We start from the raw sequence: 19,913 nt of genomic DNA, 5'->3' as shown, positions 1-19,913 counted from the left end.
GTTCTTACTATCTTAATTTATTATATTAAATCGATGGTGAATAATTATTTTCAATAATACATAAAGTAGTTTCTAACATACTTCAATTTGAATTTAAATCACGGCCCAGATTATATCTAAAATTTTCCTCAAATCTTGAATTTCTCCTCCAAAAATTGAAAAATCCCTGTCCCTGTTTGTTAATTAACTTCGTATAATAAGATATGATGCCTCGATTTCGACATTTCTTATACGCCGGTATATTTATCGCGTCCTTCCTTTTCAGCTCGAATTGTGAGGGAGAATTATACGAAATTCCGGACACTTCTAAACCGATCGTAAAAGATGCAGCAGTTTATGTAGAGGCACATAAATTGGAAGGTGTAAAGAATCTAAGGATACTTTCTGAACCTTCTGAAAATTCAATATATGCCCATTTTGATCTTAAGATCTCTAAAGAGAATTTTTTAAAACAAGGTTGGAAGAAGGGATCCGAATCCGAAGAAAGTTTTTGGAAAGAAGAAGTGGTTTGGGACATTCTTCATTTCGGATTGGAAGCTCCGGTGGAGCTAAGTGCTGCGAATGTATATATTCGAGAGGATCATTCTAAAAATTCTGTCGGAAGTTTAGAAGTTTTAGTTCTTTTAGACAATGAAGGATATTTGATCTCTAAAAAAAATATTCCTGATCAAAGATCTTATATTTCGATCTTTAATTTTTAGGTTTTTCTTGAGACCCGGCAGGCTCTCTAAAATTTATTTCGAATACATCGTAATGAGATTCTCTCACACCTGTTACGAACGCTACTGAAATCCCAAGATAATATTTCCCGGTATATTTCATTGCTTTCCATGCGAACTCGGCCATTTCTTCCGAAGTGATGGAAAACGGATGGATCTTGCCTTTAGACTCATCCATATAAAGTCCTTCATATGTTCCAACCAAGGTTCCTTTATATTCTAAGCTGAGTATTCTTCCCATTACGGAAAAGTTTCTTTTTCCTCCGGTCTTTTTAGTTGCCATCTTATCTATTGGATGAGCTGTATCATGAGCTTGCACCCAAACTGTAAGTCTGCCGCTAGGATCTTTTACTGGATTGCTATGAGGAATTATATTTTCTTGATATTGGGCATGTATTACTTCAACGCTACTGGACAATGCGATCGGTTGGATCCTATGAATGTTGAATTGGATGAGAATGTTTTGATTTAAATTTTTAGCTAAAAAATTTACTACATCCGCATTTTCAGGGCGGACGCTGAAGTTGGCCTTCTTTCTCATCGGCACATAACATTCATCTCTTTCTTCGTTACATTCTTCAGCGGGATCGTATGTGATTACTTCGATGACCCCTTCATAGGATTCGTAAACGATACCTCGGCTTTCGAATTGGATCAATTTTGCGACCGTCCAACCTTCCGAATACGTTCCTAAAGCGGATACCGGGGAATGAAAAATGAAAAGTATCGAAATATAAAGAAGTACGGCAATATTTCTTGGAGTCATAAATCCTTATTCGACGAAGTTTTTAGATACTTCAAACCTATCGGCATTTGTCGATTTGGATCTAAATTATTTCTTTTTACAAGAAAATCTGGGGAAGCATCCCGATATTTTCTTTCCGAATTATCACAATTCCATATCAAAATTTCGGAAAATTTGAAAACCTCAGAATGAAGGTTAAAGTTCAAAGGTTTAAACGGATCACGCTTGATCAGGTCCATGATAATCTTATTGGCAATCGGCTATTCGAGGATCTAAAGATCCAAGTTTAAAGGGACAGAAATAGGCAGATAAGTTCCTTATTTTCCAATGATTTTTAGAATTATTCTGCCAAATCTTATTTGAGGATTTCTATATTTTTCTGGACGTAACTTTTCTTAAATTCGCCAATAGGATGAGGGAATTATTTGTCTCCCTTTCAATAAAAAATCATATTTATAAATAGATTCTGAAAGTCGGAATTTATTTTTTTATTAGGATTAGAGTTTGGATCCAAGATCTTTTAAATTTGTCTTTGTCGCCGTTATTTCTGCTTTCTCTCTATTGCCTGGTTGCGGGGGCGGAGGAGGCAGTAAATTATTTCCATTTTTCCCTTCCGGAACTTCTATAAAAGGACTCCATGTTCTGGATTCGGATGGTAAAAAGTATTCTTCTGGTTCCACTCTTTCGCTTGGATCGGTTTTACTTACTTCTTCTTCCTCCTCGACTTTGAAAGTAGAGAATGATGGGGATTTTACGATAAACTTAACAGGGAGCCCGGATCTAGTTGCAAAAAGCGGAATTCATTCTTCTCAATACGTGATCGATTCCCAACCTTCAGCTAATAGCCTAGACACAGGCGATTCGAATTCTTTTCAGATCAGTTTTCAGCCGAATTCTATCGGAGTTAAGTCCGCGTATTTGGTAATTGCATCAGATGATCCTAATATAGGGACTTTTATTCTTTATCTTAAGGGCACAGGAATCGAGTCCCCTGCTCCGGGCATTCAGGTTTCAGAAGGTAGTTTTACTCTGATCTCAAGTTCTAAGTCCAATTTTTATGCTCCTTCCGGTGGAAGTTCTTCCAAAACATTTACGATTAAAAATTCCGGAGAACAAAATTTAATTATAAGTGGGATCTCTTTGACTGGTGTGAATGCGAGTTCGTTTAATTCGACTGGTGCACCGGTAACGATTTCTCCTAAGAAGAGCTTGAGTTTCTCCGTTACTTTTAATCCTAGTTCAGCATCCGCATTTTCTGCATCCATTTCGATTGCGAATAATGATCCGAATACTTCTAATTTTGTTTTGGATCTTTCTGGGACAGGTACTTCCGGGAATGTTCCTCAGATCTCTGTGACTTATTCAGACAATAGCGGAATTAATCGGGATATTACTAGCACGAGCGGGCTTTCTTATTCTTTCGGTAGTATTTTTCCTACGACTATATCCGCGAGTAAGACTATCACAATCCGTAATTTAGGAAGTTCTAATTTAGATTTGTCAGGGACCCCTGTCGCTAAAGCGGGAGCGGATCCTGCAGAATTTACCATTACACAACCTGCAGTTACAAGTTTAGCTCCGAATGCATCTACTACTTTTGTGGTGAAATTTAACCCTGCGAGTACCGGTTCTAAAACTGCTACCGTAACCTTGAATACTCCGAATGGAAACGGAGGAAATAGTTCTAGCTCTGTGCTAAACGTTTTAGGTGCCGGAGGAAGAAGGGATGTAATTGTCACTTGGGCCAATTCGAAAGAAACTACGGTTCATATGGCCTCGGGTGGTTACAAAGTATGTTATAAGAAAGGTTCCGATTTTTCGGCGGAAGGAGATTCTGGAGTAGTATGTGATTCAGTTTCTTATGCGGGCGACCCATTCACTCCAAATTATAAAACGATTACGGTAAGTTCTGCCGGCACCTGGTTTATTAAGGTAAAATCGTTTTCGCAGTTCAATAATGTAACTGGGTCCGCTTTCTCCAAAACGATCCAAGCAAAAGTGGGATCCCCAGGATATTAAGAAATTATTATGAAAAAGAAAATTATACTTTTTGCTTCCGTTCTTTCGATCTTCTCTGTAGGCTATTTGTTTGCAGAGAAGGAAGTGAATACTATTCCGACTTGGTCTAAACTTTTAGAGCCGATCGGAAATACGGACAATAAACAACATTATAAGAAAGACTCTAAGAAAAGATTTAAGTCCTCCCAACTGATCGTTAAGTTTAAAGAAAGGGCCGGAAGTTCCGTAAAAGATTATGCGGTAAATTCTTTTAACGGGAAGGTCTTGAATGATCTGGATGAATCCGGGATTTCCCAAGTAGAACTACGAGAAGGGCAGACTGTGGAAGAGGCTGTTGCCGAATATTCCAATCATCCGGATATCGAATTTGTTCAGCCAAATTATGTGTACCATGCAAGTGTTAGTCCGAATGATACTCAATACGGTCAGTTATGGGGCTTGAACAATACAGGACAAACGATTGCAACCGCAACCTATGGCGTTGCCTCCTCGAATCCGGGTACAAGCGGAAGCGATATGAAAATGGAGAATGCTTGGGCAGTTAGTACGGATTGTTCGAACATGATCGTTGCTATCGTAGATTCCGGGGTGAATTATAATCATACTGAACTTAGCTCGAATATGTGGAGTTCAGGGGCTTGTGTTTCCGATAAAGGTGTTAGTCTTGGAGCCTGTGCAAACGGTTGGGATTATGCGGATAATGATTCTAACCCGATGGATCTGAATGGGCATGGAACTCACGTAGCAGGAACGATAGGTGCTCGTGGGAATAATGCATCAGGAACTACGGGTATTTGCTGGACTTCAAAAATTATGGCCGTTCGAGTTTTGGATCAGTTAGGTTCTGGAGACACTGCCACTATTATTAAAGGAATTAATTTTGCAGTAAAGAACGGTGCGAAAGTGCTCAATCTAAGTTTGGGTGGTCCGGATTATGATAATGCAATGCGTACTGCAATGGTAAATGCCGGAAAAAAATATGACGCTCTATTTGTAGTCGCTGCCGGAAATGAAAGTAATGATCTTAGATCCGAAAATTCTTATCCATGCGAGTATCCTGATGCAAACATTCTATGTGTTGCAGCTTTAGATCAAAAATTCCAGTTAGCGAGTTTTTCCAATTTTGATACTTCTAAAAAGACTGTGGATATTGGTGCACCGGGAACGAATATCGTAAGTTCTTGGGCAGGTGCAGAAAATACTTACACGTTAAGTTTTGCGAGTTGGACTAAATCAAATTTTGGAGGAACCGCTTGGACTTCTCCAACATGTCCTCCTTTGATCTTAATGTTGTCTTCTAGTTGTTCAACTGTATTTGCCGGAAGTTCCACTTCAGGATATCAATCAAACTCTTATTCGATTGCCTACGCGCCGATTACAATCAGTTCAACGGCGGATGCAGTTACTGCTCGGATGAATTTACTTTTAGATACTGAGTCGGGATATGATGGGATCAATATGTATGCCTCTAAGTCTTCTTCCGCTGGAACGATATTTACTACTCCGTATCATGTAGGAAGTCTCTCCGGAGAAACGAACGGATCCTTAATTTCGAATTTCGAATTGGCTGCTCCGGATTGTGCAAATTCTTCTACATGTTCTTTCGGTTTCGAATTTGTTTCCGATTCTTCGATCAATCGGGCCGGGGTTGCGATCACTTCCTTCAGTTTTATCACATTGGATACCGGAATTACGAATCAGTACAATACGATCAATGGTACTTCTATGGCGACTCCTCACGTTACAGGTTTGGCGACTTTATTAAGATCTTTTAATCCTAGATTTACTTATTCGGATACGATCAAGGCGATCATTGCAGGAGGAACTACTGCAAGTTCCCTGCAAAATATTACGAAATATGGAAAGGCGGCAAATGGAGAGGGGGCGATGAAAAATTTAGAAGCTCCTACTGACCTTACGGTAGATGTTCCATAATCGGTTCTTGATCTTTCTTTTAGTATTTGGTTGCTCTTTTTCAATGTTTGCAGAAGAGCCTCCTAAAAAAAAGTCCTTTGAAAAATCGAAGTACGTAAAGCCAGGGAAGATCGTTCCGAACGAATATATTTTCAAATTGAAATCCGGAGTTTCTCCGGATCGGATCCGAGAACTAACTCCTGGATCTTCAATCGTATATTTAGAAACGATCACCGAGGATACGTATAAGGTAACTTATAATTCGGATCCTGGAATGGAGTTCTTACGATCCATCTCTTCTAAGTCAGGTTTTGTCGAATATGTGCAGCATAATCTGATTTATAAATCTTTTTAGTTTAATATCGCGCGAGGGATACGTAAGGCGGGAACCGTTCCGAAGGAACGAGCGGGGCCCCGCGAGCCTGGAGTAGCCCGTCCCTGAATTCAGTGTGATTTGGTTCTTGTAAAGGGATCGGGCGCGCCCAAATTTTATAAAAACATAATGTTTTATTTAGGACCGAAACCCTTTCGGATCCAACCTGCGATTTCATCCAATGCATTTTTGGCTTCCGGTACACTTCCCCCCAAATTGAAAAAACCATGGATCAACTTTTCGAAAGTTTTCATTTCTAATTTGACTTTTGCTTTTTGTAGGAGCTCCGCATATGCGAGTCCTTCGTCCTGAAGCGGATCGAATCCTGCAATCGCCATATATGTTTTAGGAGTATGGTTGAAATTGTTTTGTTGAAATGGAGTCACTCTCGGATCTTTCCAATCTTTCGAATTCGGAACACTATGATATTTAAAATACCGAATGAGATCGCGAGTGAGTGCATAACCGTTCGCGTATTCTTCCATACTTTTTCTTTCGTGGATGAGATCGATCCATGGGTAGATCAAAACTTGGAAAAGTGGAAGCGGGAATTTTTCCTTTTTCGCTCTGGTTGAAATAGAGATCGCAAGATTTCCTCCTGCTGAATCTCCTCCTACAGCGATACGTTTCGGATCGACGCCTATAGACTTTCCATTTTCTTTTACCCAACGATAAGCGGAGTATGCATCATCCCAGGAAGCAGGATATGTTTTTTCTGGACCAAGCCCATAATCAACTGCAAGGATCGCTCTTCCGGAAGTTTTTGCAAGATAACGCAAAGGTGGATCGTGAGAATCCAAATCACCGATAACGAATCCTCCTCCGTGAAAATAAAGTAAACAAGGTTCCAGATTATTCCCAATATTAGAAGAATATAATCTTACTGGGATCCTATGTTTTATTCCCGGTACGGAAAAATTTTCGACTCTTGGGATCTCAACTTTGTCCAAATCGAAAAATCCCATTATGTTTTTGAAAAGTTTTCTCGCCTTGATCGGGGGAAGATTTTCCGGTTTTGGTTTTACCTTTGCGAGCAATAAGGCGGTCCGGACTTTGGGATCCAAAGTCCTACCTCTTTTAATATCTTTTCCGAAGATCCTTAGTACGGAATTCGGAAGTGAAAGTAAAGCTCTGGCCGCTAAGGTCTCAAACTTTTGCCAGAGCACTTTTTTTCCTTGGTTCGGATTTTCCGTTCGTTTGGTTTTGTTTTCCGGATTGTTTATGCTTAGCCTTTGCGGATACGGGCAAAGTAGGTCTACTTTTGGAAGCTCTTTTTTTACCCGCCTTCAATTCCTTCTGCATATAATAAAGAAAGTCTTCATAGTCGACTTGCATAGTATGCCTTGCAGAAGCCACATAACGTTTCTTCATTTTAGTCTCGTAATCTACGATCTGTTTTTGCATTTCAGGAATGGTCGGTAAACTATAGTTTCCGGTTAAATATTCCGCGAGCCATTTCCCTTGGAACTCCGCCAGAGGCATGATCGCTCCAAGTGGTTGATATAACCCTACGAAAAACAAATTACTCAATTCGGGTTTAAACGTTCTATGAAAGAGGGGTAGATGGTTTTCAGGCGCGGATATAAAATCTGATTTAAAGAAAGGGAATTTAACATTATATCCGGTGCAATAGATGATCGCGTCGATCTCTTCTTCGGAACCGTCTGCAAACTTTACTTTGTTCCCGTTATATTCCTGGATGACCGGTTTGTATTTGATATCTCCTCTTCCTAATCTTACTAGAATATCTTGTGAGATCGTAGGATGAGCTTCTCCAGGTTTGTGATCCGGTTTTGGAAGGCCGAAGTCTTCCATCTTTCCTACTCCCACTTTTAATAAGGTCCCGAACAAAAGTTGTTTTAGCCAGAAAGGAGTTCCAGGGGGAAGTTTGTCCGTTTGTTTATCTAAAGGTTTTCCGAATAAGTAATTTGGAATGACCCAAGCCCCTCTTCTGGAACTTAAGAATACTTTTTTTGCGACTCCAGGGCGGCTTAGCTCGACTGAAATGTCCATCGCACTGTTCCCCATTCCGAGAACTACGACTCTCTTTCCAACTAATTGGATCGGATGTTCTGGATCGACATAATCGTGGGAATGTATTATCTTTCCGTTAAACTTTCCAGGAAAATCAGGCTCGGGCCAACGTGGAGACCAATGATGTCCGTTAGCTACGATAACAGCATCGTAAAAATTTTTTTCGCCCTTTTCAGATGTGACTAGATAAGTTCCATCGTCCTGAGGTTCTACTTTCGCCACTCCGTTCTTGAACTTCATATTTTTTCGAAGTCCGAAATGATCCGTATAATCTAAAAAATATTTTTGGATCGGCTCATGATTCGGATAATCCGCATACCAATGTGGCATAGGATAGTCCTTGTATTCCATTCTGTCTCTATGAGTATTTATGTGTAAGGATTTATAAATATTACTTAGGCCGTTATCGTTTTTGAACCTCCAGTTTCCTCCTACATCACTCCCCTTTTCGTAACAGTCGTAGGGGATCCCTTTGTCTTGCAAAGATTTACATACTGTGATTCCACTTGAGCCCGCGCCTATAACGCAAACTCTTGGCAACTCTTGCATACGGTTCTCCGATAGATAATGATCGTTATAAAACGATCTATTAGTAGAAGTTTTAAAGACCTAGAGTCAAGCCCGAAAATGGATTGAGTTAATAAATCGATATGCTTAGTTCTGACTTATGAAGACAGAAGAAAGAACAAATGTTCACTTTGACTACGATCACATTATAGTCGGTTCCGGATTTGGGGGAAGTGTTTCTGCAATGAGGCTAAGCCAAAAAGGGTATTCTGTCTTGGTGATCGAATCCGGAAAACGTTGGACGGCAAAGGATTTTCCGAAAACAAACTGGTCCGTTCATAAATATTTATGGATGCCTAGATTAGGATTTTACGGGATCCAAAGATTAAATCTTTTAAAAGATTTTTTTCTAGTCAGTGGAGCGGGAGTGGGAGGAGGGTCTTTGGTTTATGCAAACACTCTTTATGTTCCTGCGGATAAAACGTTAAATCATCCTACATATAAAAAGATCGGTGGTAAAGATGGGATGCTTCCTTTCTATAAGGTCGCGTCTAGAATGTTAGGCGTTGTTCAGAATCCGCATATTGATGAATCGGATTCTATTCTCAAAGGGATCGCTGAAGATATGGGAAGGGGGAATACTTTTTCTCCTACTCCTGTCGGTGTTTTTTTCGGAGAGAAAGCGGGGCAAACGGTTAGAGATCCTTACTTTTTGGGAGAAGGTCCTGAAAGAACTTCCTGTAATTATTGCGGCGGTTGTATGGTCGGATGCCGTTTTAATTCTAAAAATACATTAGATAAAAATTATTTGTTTTTCGCTGAAAAATTAGGTACTCAGATTCTTCCGGAAACCAAGGTAACAGATATCATTCCGTTAAATGAAAAAGGTAAACCTGATCCGGATGCGAGCGGAGAATTCGGTTATGAACTTTCTACTAGATCTACTACAGGCTGGTTCGGTTCCCCTAAGAAAAAATTTAGAGCTAGATCCGTTGTCCTTTCGGCAGCAGTAATGGGAACAGTAGGTTTACTTTTAAGATCCAGAGAAAATGGAAGTATGAAACGTTTGTCTCCTTGTTTAGGAGATAATGTTCGTACGAATAGTGAAACGGTTTTAGGAGTTACTAAGTTTGGAAAGGACGTAGACTTCTCGAAAGGGATCGCGATCACTTCTTCCATTCATCCGGACGAGCACACTCATATCGAGCCGGTCCGTTATTCTAGAGGTTCCGACTTTTTCGGAGCTCTCGCAAGTGTTCTTACCGACGGAGGCGGAAAATTTCCTAGGCCGCTAAAGTATTTCTTCACAATGTTTACTCAACCGATCTACTTTTTGAAGGCGTCTTGGCCTTTCGGTTTTGCTAAAAATTCCTTGATCCTTCTAGTGATGCAGACTTTGGATAATAAGGTGAAATTGGTCCGTAAAAGAAGATTAGCATGGCCTTTTGAAAAATCTATGACCTCTGCTCTTACTGCAGGAGAGAAGACTCCTTCTTATATTCCCATAGCGAATCAAACCGCGAGAAAGATCGCTAAAAAGATCGGAGGAATTCCTAGAAGTTCTTTGAATGATGTACTTCTAAATGCTCCGATTACAGGCCATATCATGGGGGGTTGTGTAATGGGATCGAGCTCTCAAGAAGGAGTGATCGATTTTGAGAATAAAGTGTACGGGTATAAAAACTTAAGAGTTTGCGATAGTTCTATGATCCCTGTGAACCTAGGAGTCAATCCGTCCTTGTCTATTACAGCAATGACTGAAAGAGCTATGTCGATGATCCCTCCAAAAGATAACGGTTCAGTTTCAAGTTTTAACTTTGAGAAATCTTTCGGGATCACTTCGATCGTTTTTCCAAAAATAAGCTCTAAAATAAACGGACAATCAAAACGGCCTCGCTCTGCGAAAATAAGTAAGGGTAAATCTACTAAAAAGGCCAAAGTAGCTCATAGATAAGTTTTTCGAAAACGATAGACTGGTGATTCCTGTACGGAAATTATCTCCGAATCGAGCAAACAATCGGTTCGGAGATAGATTTTGAGCTTATTAAAAGAAAGTTTAAGGGATTTTTTTCAAACAAAAAGAGATTGGTTATCTTTCTTAACTATTCTAATTCTTTTTTTGATTTTCTGGTCTTATAATTATACCTATCGTTTTGTTCCGCTATTCACTCATGCCTTAAAAGATGATCAGATAGGTTTAAGTCTTTTTTATCTTCTGTTCTTTTCTGCCGGGGGTTTGGTTATTTATCCGATCGCTCTAGCGTTTTACGGAAAGTTAAACGAATTAAAACCCTCTTTATTTTTGATTTTAGGTTCTGCGATCGTTCTTGCATTTGTTTGTTCCGCTCGGATCAGGGATTCTGAATTTTTCGAATGGCTTCCTTCTTCTTCCGTAGGAATTGCGATGCTTACTGTTAATTATGTAGGAACAATTCTTATCTATGCAGCATTACCTTTGTTCTGGATCGTTTTTAGGAAAAATTCCCCGAATCGATTTGTAGGATTAAACAATCCTCCAAAGTTCGGAGAAGTCCTTTTTCTTTTAGGGCTTATGCTTCCTTTGATCGCGATCGCGTCTTTCTCTCTTTCTTTTCTTTCGGTTTACCCTAGATTTGCAGGTAGGTTATCCGACGGGTATTTGGTTTATCCTCCGATGATTTGGATCATTCTATTTGAAATTTCTTATGCAGTTGATTTTGCTGCGTTGGAGACTTTCCTTAGAGGATTTATGGTTCTTCCTTTCTCTGAAAGAATGGGAAGTAAACCCGCTGTACTTGGAATGGCTTTTATGTACGGCCTCTTACATTTTACGAAACCTCAGATGGAAGCTTTGGGTTCCTTCTTCGGTGGTTTTGTTCTAGGATTAATATCTTATAGGACCAAATCCGTTTATGCAGGGATCATGATCCACATTGGGATCGCACTTGCAATGGAACTTGCAGCTACTCTTCAGTTTTTGTATTTTATGGAATAGTAAAGTTATAAGTCTCCGGCTTGTCGAAAAGCCGGAGAGAAGTCAGATCAGATACGGATCGTGTATCCGATATTATAGAAGAAGATCACGTGAACTATATGTTGTTGCTGGTAATGATCTACTAAGGCTCTCTTTACTGCAGGATCGTCGGATAAAGAAGAGATATAGTTAATGATAAGCTCGTTTTTGTATCCGTAAGCTTTGGAAGGATCGATAGTCAACCCGTCGTTCGCATTACTGTCCGGATAAACTCCTATATTAGGTGTATAAGTAGAGTTGTCTACCAAGGCAGGAGTTGCTCTATACATCATATTCGCTGCAAAGAAAAATTTTCCGTAGTCGAATTGAAGTCTTGGGCTTATATCACTGATCCCTTTTTTACGATCCGTATTATCGTTCACTTCCGCATAACCCACTACTAAACTAGGAGTGATCCGAAAAGTTTCTCCTTTGAAAAATTCATGAGAAACTGTAAGACGATAGTTATGAGTTCCTTGGAAAGTCCCTCCGAAATCGTTTAACATTTTATTATTAATCGAAAATTGAGGGTTCAACCATTCCCAGAAAGGAGCCTTCCATCCGATCACCCAATATCCTCTCATCACATAAGAAGGATCATTTTGGTTGATGAATAAAAATCCAGCGGAGAATGTTCCGAGCCTGGTCTCATGATCGTACATCGCTCTTGTGAATATATAATCGAAGAGGCCGTTTTTTTCTTTTCTAGTCTTTACTTCGTTCGGATCAAACTGTAATGTTCCGGTTGCGATCGATCTATCCAAAAGATAGGTTTGGTCCGGTCCGCCTGGAGTAGATTGTAATCTTAGGTCCGAATCTGTATTACTTCTATCCACTAAAGGGTTCATCATTGTGATCCCAAGTTTGAAAGGTTTAGGTAAACCTAAAATTTCCATACTAGTAGTTAGAAAATACGCCTCGTAATAATCCTTGTATGAAGTCCCGTTTCGTCTAGCCTGTCTTTCTCCAAAAAGATCGGAACCTTGGAATGCTCCATCGTTAGATAATGATTGAGAAAGTAAGATAGAATGTTCCGGAAGAGAATCTTTCGGAGAAGGAGCTTTGACCGCGCCTGTAGGAACACTTTCGTCCGAAGCGAATTCCGGCACAGTATCGGGAGCATCTTCCGAGATTGATTTGATTTTGTCTTTGCGAATACGGTAAATAACTCCGTCCGGGTCCACCACTTCTATCTCAGTATCCGTTTCTTTTTGTACGGTAACTTTTTTAAAAATACGACCCGCATTCATCTGGATCGTAACTGCTAAAATTGATTCGAGAGGGAGAGCGAGGATCAGAAGGAGGATTGCGGAAATACCAAAAATTCTTCCCATAATACCATTATTTAAGATCCGTCTAAATCTTCAATACACATACCTTGTAATCATTTATTTACATATTAAATATTGATTTCGTCTTCAATTTATTTCCTATAAGGACGTGAACTTTTCCAAACTTATATAGTCCCTTGGAAACTTTGTCTTTAGAGTAATATCTTTTTTCAGACTACATAATACTTGATTATGGCCGTAAAATCTGGTTTTCAGTCATACGAGTAATGGATAAAATTGGACCTCCATGAAGTTTGTTCATTCATATTTCTTACTTTGCGTTTTGAGTTTTGCGTTATTCTCGCAAGAAGGTGATTCTATTTCACCAAAGCCTATCATTGATTTCGATATTGCTTATTTATTCCCCGAAAAAGCAAAGTTGGCAAATATATCCGAAGCGAATGTTTTATTGAAAGTATTCATAGACGAAAAAGGAGTATTGAAGGATGTCGTGGTCATTTCCTCCGATAAAAGAGGATACAATTTCGAAAAATCTGCAGTAAAAGTTGTAAAGCTTGCTCAATGGGAACCTGGAATTGTGAAAGGAAAACCTATTGGAATGTGGCATCAAGTCCCAGTTCATTTTTCTTTAGAGGATTCAGAACCTCCTTCCATTCTTGAAGAAATCAAAGCTAATTTAAGAAAAATATTCAGGATTTTGAAATAAAATATGATCTCATTAAACAAACCGTCTTTATTCAAAAATTCTAATTTTTATGCTGGAGAATGGAGAACATTCTCTAAAACTATTCCGGTATTTGATCCTTCCAATGGAGAAAAAATAGGAGAGATACCGGACCTTCCTAGAGAAGAAGTTCGAAAGGCTTTAGAGTTTGCCGCGAAGGCTCAAAAAGAATGGGCTAAAACGATCCCGAAACAAAGAGCAAGATTTCTCAGAAATTGGGCAGACTTAATGATCCTACACAAAGAGGATCTTGCAAAAATTATGACTTTGGAACAGGGAAAACCTTTAGCGGAATCCAGAGGAGAGATCGATTACGCCGCTTCATACTTGGAATGGTTTTCAGAAGAAGCGAAAAGAGCATACGGTGATCTGATCCCTACACATCGAAAAGAAGTTCGTTTAATGGCTTGGAAAGAACCTGTCGGTGTTGCCGGGATCTTAACTCCTTGGAATTTTCCATCTTCAATGATCACTAGAAAGATCGGACCTGCCTTAGCTGCAGGCTGTGTTGTAGTATCTAAACCTTCCGAACTTACACCATATTCTGCGATAGCATTAGCTGTACTTGCAGAAGAAGCAGGAATTCCTGCAGGAGTATTCCAAGTAGTTACGGGACAACCAGAACCGATCGCGGAAGAATTTTTAGAGAATAAGATCGTAAGAAAGATAAGTTTTACAGGTTCCACAAGAGTGGGAAAGATCCTCTTAGAAAGATCAGCAAAGCAGGTTAAGAGAGTTTCTTTGGAATTGGGAGGAAACGCTCCTTTTATCGTATTCGCAGATGCCAATATCAAAGAAGCGATCCGCGGAGCAATTGCATCAAAATTTCGTAATGCAGGACAAACTTGTGTTTGCACGAATCGTTTTTTGGTGGAGGAAAAGATCGCAGAAGAATTTGCTCATGGACTTTCTGAAGAAGTCTCTAGGTTTAAAGTAGGTAACGGTTTTGTTGAAGGGGTAAATATTGGCCCATTGATCCATTCTGCAGCGATCAAAAAAGTGGATGCCCATGTAAAAGATGCCTTGGACAAGGGAGGCAAACTTTTGGTCGGAGGAAAACCACATTCGTTGGGCGGAAATTTTTTTGAGCCAACAGTAATCACAAATGTTTCAGAAAGATCACAATGTTTCCAAGAAGAAACATTCGGTCCCTTGGCTCCGATCAGAAGTTTTAAAACAGAAGAAGAAGCATTAACTATCGCTAATTCAAGTGATGTAGGTCTTGCTTCTTATCTGTATACTTCGGATCCTGCAAGGATTTGGAGAGTATCCGAGGCATTGGAAGCAGGAATGGTTTCCGTAAACGAAGGGATATTGTCTACAGAACAGGTTCCTTTCGGTGGAGTTAAGGAATCCGGTCTAGGTAGAGAAGGCTCCAAGTATGGGATTGAAGAATACCAAGAAATAAAATACGTATGCTGGGGCGGGCAAAATTAGATTCCTCCCAAGTTGCCGGATTGTAGCTGTTAGCTTTGTAAAAAAACTTTCGTCTTCTGTCTGTGGGCTTCTTGCGGGTAATTTATGAAGAAGTTTTTCTTTGTAACAACCGGTACAATTATTTAGGAAGTCCGATTGGATACTAGGATCTCATTTTTTCTTGACTAAGAGATCCTTCGGATAATTTTCATAGGCTGCCCTTTTTATGGACCCTTTTTATTTTAACTTCTATTTTTTCGGATCTTTACTCGCTTCTTTATTTTCCCTATATGTAACCTTCTTCTTTCTCACGATCAAGGATAGAAGTAAGGCTGCGTTCCACTTAGGACTTTCTACCTTATCTACCACTATCTTTCATCTTGGATATGCGATCGGATTTGTTTCACCGGAAGAATGGACGATCTTTCATCGATGGATCGTGATACCGCTACCGCTTATCGGGTACACTCAACTTTTTATCTTCTTCTTTTATTTCCCTCAGCCCAAAAGAGAAAAACTAGGATTGATAGGATACGCAATTTTGTGGAGCGGAGTTGCAGCACTTACAATTTTCTACATTATACTTACTTTAAAATCCACCAGAAGTTTCGTAATGGGAAGCCATTACTGGGATTTCGAAACTCATCTTTTTTATAAGATATTCTCTATTACAGTTTTTGTATATAATATCATATTCTTGATCGCTGCGGTTTGGAGAGGGATCGTAGAAAAAGGTTCAGATCGTCGTGCAGTTATCTATATTACTATCGCATATCTAACCGTAACTCTTTTACCCGGGATCGTGAATGCGATGAGCCGGCAAGGAAGCGTCTCCAGAGCGACTTATCAACAAACAGCTGATTTACTTTTAGTTGCCGGACTTTTTTTGGTAATGATCGTATATGTTAATGCTACCAAGGAAAAAACCACGATCTTAAGCAGGATCGTAGGCGTGAGCATGGCTAGCTTCCTATTGACTTTTCAGTTGGTAGGGTTTGCGATTTTGAACGGGTACGATTCTTCTTTCGATTTTATAAAAAGAGAAGAAGCTAAACTTGCGGTTTTAGAGGGAGAAAAACCTCCCGGGTTTGCGTATTTAACCTCGTTCGATCCTTCTGAAAATAAATTTGCAACGGAGAAGGGATATAAAGACCTTCGCTTCGATGCGGACGATCGAATAGAATTAAAATTTTTTAATGTAGCAAGAAATCTCACGAATTTAGGAATTTTACCTGCAAATCAAAGATGGGAAAGGTCTAAACAAGTCTTAGAGACTTCTCCAAAGGAATTTTACGCATATTCAGAAGGCCTGAAAGAGTTTCTTGCTTCAAAAGAAAAAGAAGAAGTCTCCGATGAGACTGTTAGGGAATTTTTCAGGTATCTAAACAAAAAACTGAAGGTAGTCAAAAGTAAATATTCAAACCTTCCTTCAAAATCGAAGAGCTCGGACGTTTATCCTCTTTTGAGTTCAGATGAAGTCGGGCTTTCCGCATTATTGAAGAAAGTAAAAACAAATGCAGAATTGGATCTTAATTCTGGAAAACCTGAATCGGAACTATACAAAACGGTTTTATATCCTATTTCTCCGATCAGGGAAACCGGAGAGAGAATTTATAGAGGAACCAAATTCTATAAAGTTGGAGAAGAAAAGCCTCAGTATTATGTTTCGTATCTTGTTGTTCATCCTACAAACGGGAAAATTTACGAGGTCGGATTTACCTATAAATCTTTAAGGGAATTCATTCACGATCCTTCTTTAGTTTTGATCGGCTGTCTTCTTTTGATCGTTTTAGTGATCAGTATCGGTTTTAGATTTTTCTTCCAGAACGCTTTGATCAAACCTATGGATGAAGTTGTTGTGGGTTTGACCGAAGTGAATTCGGGCAATTTGGACTATAGACTAGAGCCGCGGGTAGAAGACGAGATCGGATTTATCGCTAGGTCCTTCAACAGAATGGCGAGGTCTATTCAATCTGCTCGAAAACGATTGGAAGAATATGCGAACGAGTTGGAAGAGAAAGTAAAAGAACGGACCAAGGAGTTGGAACAAACCTTGGGAGAAGTCCAGGAGCTAAAACAACAGCAGGACGGGGACTATTTCTTAACCTCTCTTTTGATCAAACCTCTAGGCGCGAATAAGGCGGTTCATGAAAATGTAAAAGTGGATTTTCTGTTGGAACAAAAGAAAAAATTCACCTTTAGAAGATATCATGACGAGATCGGAGGAGATTTAAATATCTCGAACCATATTCAGCTAAACAACAGATCTTATACCGTATTTTTGAATGCAGATGCGATGGGTAAGTCCATGCAAGGTGCCGGAGGTGCTTTGGTACTGGGTTCCGTTTTCGAGTCCATCATCGAGAGAACAAGATTGGTAGACACGATGAAAAGCCAATCTCCGGAGAGATGGTTAAAGAACGCATTTACCGAATTACATAAGGTATTCGAAAGTTTTGACGGTTCAATGCTCGTTTCTTCCGTTATGGGGCTTGTAGACGACGAAGTTGGTATTTTATATTTTATTAATGCGGAACATCCTTGGACAGTATTATATAGAGATGGGATCGCTAGCTTTATAGAAGACGAATTGATGTTCCGTAAGCTTGGAACGACCGGAATGGAAGGTCGCATTTTTATCAAAACTTTCCAATTAGAGCCGGGAGATGTGATCATCGCAGGCTCGGACGGTCGTGACGATATTTTGATCGGAACGGACGAAGAAGGTGGAAGGATCATCAATGATGACGAAAAACTTTTTCTTAGGATCGTGGAAGAAGGAAAAGGAGATCTAGAAGGTATCTACAATTGTATCATTGGAAAAGGACCTCTGACGGACGATCTATCTCTCATTCGTTTATCTTTTAAAGAAGATAATACGGAACAAAAACTTCACGACGAACAAAAAACAAAAGTGAAGGAACTCCTACGCAGGGCCAAAGAAACTTCTCAGAATAAGGATGTGGCCGAAGCAATATCCTATTTAGAAGAAGCGGAGAACTTGGATAGCAGGATCCCCGAAGTTAAGAAAAACTTCGTAAAACTATTCTTAAAACTCAAAGATTATTCCAAAGCTGCCCATTACGCAGAAGACTATCTTAACATTAGGCCTGTGGATAAGGAGATCCTGTACGTCGCTTCCTTTTCCGCAAGAAAGGCGGGCCAATTGAAGAAGGCATTGGATTTTGGAGAAAGGCTTCTTTTAAGAGAACCGGATCATTTTAAAAACCTAATGAACTTAGCCCAAGTATATATCGCATTAAAAAATTACGAAAGAGCAATGTCAATGGTCCAGTCCGCGTTACATATAGAACCTGAGAACGAGGCGGTCCTGAGGATCCGGGATGTGCTTAGAAAAAATTGGCATAAAGAGAGTTCGGATCCCCCGACCTCTGTCGATCCTTCTTAAAATAGTCCTTTAAGTGCGTAATATAAATGTGAGTTTTTGCTCACTTTATAAAAAATAGATCGATTCTATACGGCTTCGGTTTGAATTTAGGGCATTCTTTCGATTAAAATATATTCGGAGGTCGCCAATGGATAATGAACGTGCTACGGAAAAAATAGCAGCCTTAGGTCCTTTAACAATCAATAGGATCCGGATTGGGCTGTTCTTCCTACTTTTAGCATCGTTAGCGGCTTCTTGGGAACAAAGTTCTTTCGAACAAAATATGGCTTACTTGGGTGGAACGATCTCCCTGGGTGCCGTTGCAATTATAAATTTATTTTATTCCGTTCGCAAAGGAAAGATCCCGAAACAGATCGGAATGTTCTCAGCTCTGTTTGACACAGTCATTCTCACGTCGGTAATGTTCTTTGCTGCATCTACCGAAAAAAATATGTCTTCGGGCATCATAAGACAGATCATCCTTTATGCAATTAATGTGATATTTATCGTTTATTCAGGATTGTTGCTAAGCCCTAGATTTGTGATCGTTATGGGACTGGTCTCCGCTTTCTTGCAAGGGATCGTAATCTTAAATTGTTATTTGCATGGAGTCGTATTTTCCGAGGAACCTTTAGAAGTATTATCTCCCGGGTTTGCTTCTATATCCGAACAAGTACTGAAATTGATCTTCTTAATCGTGATCGCATTTATTGTAAAGAGTGTGATCAATATCTTCGGGCTTCTTCGTGACGCAGAAGAAGAAAAGATGACTATGATCATAACTTCCGGAAACGAATTAAAAAAGGGTAAGGAGAAAATGGACTCTGCTGCTATCTCGTTAAGAGAAAAATCCAGATCCTTACGTACCTTCTCAAATGAATTTTTCGATGTGATCAATAATCACGCTGCTTCATTCGAAGAGATCGGAAGTACTCTTAGTCAATTCTTATCTCAGATAGAAAGCGCTGCAGGGAGCGTAAAAGATCAATTTGGAAGAATAGAACAACTTGTTAGTAAAAGTCAAAGTTTAAGGAACTTGATAGATAAAATTGCAGGGTATTCTTCCGAACTAAACGATCGTATCAGTTCTGTACAAAATACAAGTAAGGCTGTTACCGAATTTGTCTCTGGGCTTTCCGATTCCTTGGAATCTTTAGGAGAATCGTTTCGTTCCGTCGGTGAGGTAACGGATATCATGGCAGAAGTGGCGGACCGTACGAATTTGCTTTCTTTGAATGCATCTATAGAGGCCGCAAGAGCAGGGGCCGCAGGAAGAGGATTCGCAGTAGTAGCTACTGAAGTATCTAAACTTGCTGAGAGTAGCGGGCAAAATGCGGCTAGGATCTCTAAGATTATAGGTGAATCAAATAATTATGTAGCTAACGGAAGAAGCACCGCTTCGATCACGACAGAAAAAGTTAAGGACCAGGAAGATCAGTTTACTGCGTTTTTAGGAAGATTTAACGAGTTGAACGATCTTTTGGAAAACCAGATCAAGATTAACGATGAATTTCTTTCCAGCTTATCTGAATTAAGAAAACTTTCTGCCGGAATAGAAACTTCTTCCAATGAACAAAATACTGGGGCTTCCTTAATTCTAAGCGCGATTTCCGAATTGCAAGATTCTATGGATTCTTTATTGAGAAAAAGCGAACTCTTATCGGATACGATCAAGGTTTTGGAAGAAGAAGCGGAGCTACTTGGCAAAGAAAATTGACCTATATCAGCTCAATTGTCCGGGCCAATTGGAGATGCAACGTTACCTTTCTTTTGCAATAAATTTTCCACGA

At 39.6% G+C, this 19,913-nt stretch carries 14 protein-coding genes; 10 read left to right on the top strand and 4 right to left on the bottom strand.

The features are described 5' to 3' along the window. Positions 1–203: 203 nt before the first annotated feature. Entirely contained in the window at positions 204–701 is a 498-nt protein-coding gene (locus tag EHQ64_RS08030) for a hypothetical protein (protein ID WP_135648973.1), read from the top strand. Here the strand turns inward: EHQ64_RS08030 and lsa26 are convergent. Then, the gene (lsa26, locus tag EHQ64_RS08025) at positions 691–1,485 is read right to left on the bottom strand and encodes a surface adhesion protein Lsa26 (RefSeq protein ID WP_135648972.1); all 795 of its coding nucleotides are present in this window, start codon (positions 1,483–1,485) and stop codon (positions 691–693) included. The two genes, EHQ64_RS08030 and lsa26, sit on opposite strands and share 11 nt — an antisense overlap. Before the next feature lie 483 nt (positions 1,486–1,968). On the opposite strand from lsa26, the gene EHQ64_RS08020 reads away from it, so the two are divergent. The 3 genes from EHQ64_RS08020 to EHQ64_RS08010 are packed head-to-tail and all read left to right on the top strand — an operon-like array spanning position 1,969 to position 5,752. Further along, the gene (locus EHQ64_RS08020) at positions 1,969–3,483 is read left to right on the top strand and encodes a choice-of-anchor D domain-containing protein (RefSeq protein WP_135648971.1); all 1,515 of its coding nucleotides are present in this window, start codon (positions 1,969–1,971) and stop codon (positions 3,481–3,483) included. A gap of 9 nt (positions 3,484–3,492) precedes the next feature. Then, positions 3,493–5,418: a S8 family serine peptidase gene (locus tag EHQ64_RS08015; protein WP_135648970.1), complete on the top strand. Its 1,926-nt coding sequence runs from the start codon at positions 3,493–3,495 to the stop codon at positions 5,416–5,418. Next, complete coding sequence (locus EHQ64_RS08010) at positions 5,408–5,752, top strand: hypothetical protein (protein WP_135648969.1); 345 nt, start codon at positions 5,408–5,410, stop codon at positions 5,750–5,752. Before EHQ64_RS08015 ends, EHQ64_RS08010 begins: the two co-directional genes overlap by 11 nt. A gap of 152 nt (positions 5,753–5,904) precedes the next feature. Here EHQ64_RS08010 and EHQ64_RS08005 read toward each other — a convergent pair whose 3' ends face one another. Further along, positions 5,905–6,936, bottom strand: coding sequence for an alpha/beta hydrolase (locus tag EHQ64_RS08005; RefSeq protein ID WP_135648968.1), 1,032 nt, complete (start codon positions 6,934–6,936; stop codon positions 5,905–5,907). Next, entirely contained in the window at positions 6,917–8,353 is a 1,437-nt protein-coding gene (locus tag EHQ64_RS08000; RefSeq protein WP_135648967.1) for a flavin-containing monooxygenase, read from the bottom strand. Before EHQ64_RS08000 ends, EHQ64_RS08005 begins: the two co-directional genes overlap by 20 nt. A gap of 118 nt (positions 8,354–8,471) precedes the next feature. On the opposite strand from EHQ64_RS08000, the gene EHQ64_RS07995 reads away from it, so the two are divergent. Both EHQ64_RS07995 and EHQ64_RS07990 read left to right on the top strand, forming a co-directional pair. Continuing rightward, positions 8,472–10,265, top strand: a complete 1,794-nt coding sequence (locus tag EHQ64_RS07995; RefSeq protein ID WP_135648966.1) for a GMC family oxidoreductase — start codon at positions 8,472–8,474, stop codon at positions 10,263–10,265. A gap of 81 nt (positions 10,266–10,346) precedes the next feature. Further along, complete coding sequence (locus tag EHQ64_RS07990) at positions 10,347–11,285, top strand: CPBP family intramembrane glutamic endopeptidase (RefSeq protein WP_135648965.1); 939 nt, start codon at positions 10,347–10,349, stop codon at positions 11,283–11,285. Between the two features lie 47 nt (positions 11,286–11,332). On the opposite strand, the gene EHQ64_RS07985 is transcribed toward EHQ64_RS07990, so the two are convergent. Continuing rightward, positions 11,333–12,637, bottom strand: coding sequence for a hypothetical protein (locus tag EHQ64_RS07985; protein ID WP_135648964.1), 1,305 nt, complete (start codon positions 12,635–12,637; stop codon positions 11,333–11,335). Positions 12,638–12,881: 244 nt separating this feature from the next. On the opposite strand from EHQ64_RS07985, the gene EHQ64_RS07980 reads away from it, so the two are divergent. The 4 genes from EHQ64_RS07980 (at position 12,882) to EHQ64_RS07965 (ending at position 19,840) form a co-directional block, all read left to right on the top strand. Next, positions 12,882–13,301, top strand: coding sequence for an energy transducer TonB (locus tag EHQ64_RS07980; protein WP_135648963.1), 420 nt, complete (start codon positions 12,882–12,884; stop codon positions 13,299–13,301). A gap of 3 nt (positions 13,302–13,304) precedes the next feature. Continuing rightward, a complete protein-coding gene (locus EHQ64_RS07975) occupies positions 13,305–14,756 on the top strand; it encodes an NAD-dependent succinate-semialdehyde dehydrogenase (RefSeq protein WP_135648962.1) in 1,452 nt (483 codons plus the stop codon). 205 nt (positions 14,757–14,961) lie between these two features. Further along, a complete protein-coding gene (locus EHQ64_RS07970) occupies positions 14,962–18,144 on the top strand; it encodes a SpoIIE family protein phosphatase (protein WP_135648961.1) in 3,183 nt (1,060 codons plus the stop codon). A 127-nt stretch (positions 18,145–18,271) separates the two neighbouring features. Continuing rightward, positions 18,272–19,840, top strand: coding sequence for a methyl-accepting chemotaxis protein (locus EHQ64_RS07965; protein ID WP_135648960.1), 1,569 nt, complete (start codon positions 18,272–18,274; stop codon positions 19,838–19,840). Positions 19,841–19,913 lie beyond the last annotated feature (73 nt).

The organism is Leptospira sarikeiensis (assembly GCF_004769615.1).
GTDB classification, from domain to species: domain Bacteria; phylum Spirochaetota; class Leptospiria; order Leptospirales; family Leptospiraceae; genus Leptospira_B; species Leptospira_B sarikeiensis.
This window is presented reverse-complemented; position numbering and strand designations above follow the sequence as displayed.